General features: G+C 38.0%; 2 protein-coding genes. Both read right to left on the bottom strand.

Going from position 1 to position 2,342, the window contains the following annotated elements:
- The coding region (gene purF / locus GMD4S_RS08005) for an amidophosphoribosyltransferase (RefSeq protein ID WP_000220604.1) at positions 1 to 1,057 on the bottom strand (1,057 nt) is incomplete at its 3' end.
- Positions 1,058 to 1,075: 18 nt separating this feature from the next.
- Complete coding sequence (locus tag GMD4S_RS08000; protein WP_000876342.1) at positions 1,076 to 2,179, bottom strand: hypothetical protein; 1,104 nt, start codon at positions 2,177 to 2,179, stop codon at positions 1,076 to 1,078.
- Between the last annotated feature and the right edge of the window lie 163 nt (positions 2,180 to 2,342).

Raw genomic sequence — 2,342 nt, 5'->3', positions numbered from 1 at the left:
CACGTTTGCCTTTGACAACGCCCGAAACAGCAGACAGTTTCATCCGCACCCCTTGCTCCCGCAATTCTTGAGTCGGTTGAATAAAGGTACGTTGCGTGTATTGGTTTTTGATCAGACCCATTTCATTTGGCAGACCTGATTCTTCTGCAAATCCCATAGCTGCGCTGAGTGAGGAATTTGGCACACCGACCACAATATCTGCTTCGTGCTTGAACTCACGCGCTAATTGAGCCCCCATACGTTTGCGAGCTGTATGGACATTAACACCATGGATATTAGAGTCAGGACGGGCAAAATAGATATACTCCATAGAGCAAATCGCCAACTGGGTATCATTCGTATAGCTATCATACTGAATCCCATTGTCATCCACAATCACAATTTCCCCTGGTTTCACATCACGAATCCACTCGGCACCAATGACTTCAAAAGCACAGGTTTCTGACGAAACGACCACCGCTCCGTTTGCCATTTTCCCAATAGAAAGTGGACGAAAACCATTAGGATCAAGAGCCGCAATCAACTTGTCCTCAAACAGCAGGATATAAGCAAATCCACCTTTGACAAGGCTGAGCGCCTCTTTGATTTTGCCCATCAAGTTGGGATTGTGACTCCGACGAATGAGGTGGGCCAAGATTTCCGAGTCCGAAGTTGAACTGAAAATTGCTCCTCTTTGTTCCAATTCTTTCTTGAGCGATTCTGCATTGGTCAAGTTTCCATTGTGAGCAAGTCCAAACTGCATATCATGAAAGCGAAAGAGGAAGGGCTGGATGTTATCAACAGAAGCTTCGCCAGCCGTCGCATAACGCACATGCCCAATCGCGCTCGTTCCAGTTAGTTTATCCAAATTAGCTGGATTTCTGAACACTTCTGATAAAAGCCCCATATCACGATGACGCTTCAATTGTCCCTGATCATTGGAGAGGATTCCTGCCCCCTCCTGACCACGGTGCTGAAGACTGTGGAGACCAAAATAGGTCAATTTAGCAGCGTCTAGATGTCCCCAGATACCGAAAACACCACATTCTTCATTAAGAGATTTTACTTCGTATGTCATTTTTTATACCTTTTATTTTTACATTATAGCCCACTCTTCTAAAAGAAAATTAGGAATTTCATCTGGCTCAACTCTCTTATAACTATCAACACCTACATACTGACCCAAATTAGGTTTGCCGAAAAGTTCTTGACTAAGTAGCACAAGCTTCTCATTTGTTCTAATTTTTTCTTTAATTGTCGGGCTAAAGTAGTAGTTTTCAGTGTAAGCAAATATTAAATAATTAAGAAAATCCAGTTTATTCAATCGATTGCTACTGTTAAACTGACTTTTTAGAGATCTATATTTCCAATCCCTTTTATGATAAAAAGCTAGCACCATCGTCTTTTCTTTTAATGGTAAAATAGCCAGATGCAACTTCTGAATACGATTTTTTTTTGAATGGTTACTCGTATCATTCACTGGATATTCATACATATCTCTAATCAACGTTAATGAGCCTTGAAACGCTATCGGTGTCTTATAGGGGAGCACCTCATGAAAAATAATTTGATATGCTCCTTTAAGATTGTTTTCAATAGCAGTTTTATGGAGTAAAATTTCATTTTGAAAATCTTCAATATCATAATCAAAAGAATTATGAAGATCTTTTATTTTTTGAGATGTATTCTCTAACGTTTTATTAGAAATCTCAGGTATTCTTAAGTATAAAGCCTTCTTGATTGTATTATCAGACATTGATTTTTTAAAATGATATTTTTCCTCCCTCATTCTAACTAGTTCTAAAAGGAAATTTTTCAATGCAATTTGTGACAACATTTTATCGCTAGGATAAGACGTAAGATTCATTTCATTTTCATATTCCTGAAAATAGAAAGAATCACATTTACGACAAATAATTTGTATCGTTCCCGAATTGCTCACTCCCTTATCATTATCTGACAGATCGCTCCCTATTAAATAACCAGCTTGAGTCAACTTGCCAGAATCAGAAATATTTTTTAACGATAACTGTGGAATAGTGTGAGAGTTGCAAAAACTTGTAGTATCTTTATCACAAAGCAAACACTTTCTTGGCTTTAAGTCCTCCTTCATTACTCTCATCTCTCTAGATAACGATTTTTTCAATTGAATCTTTTTTTCAACATCAGGTATATCAATTAATTTATTCAAATATTTCACAAACTTTCATTTTTCTTCTCAAAACACACCAATCGTCTTAGTCATCTATAGTCTTATTTCCCAGTAAAGTATTTAACAGCCGACGCAAACAGGTGCTGGTCTTTATTCCCTGGGATGTTTTGGAAGAGACCGTCTTCATAACGTTCTGAGTGTCCCATCTTAC

This window comes from Streptococcus sp. GMD4S, from assembly GCF_000296955.1.
The sequence above is the reverse complement of the archived record's forward strand: the minus strand, read 5'-3'. Positions and strand labels throughout refer to the sequence as shown.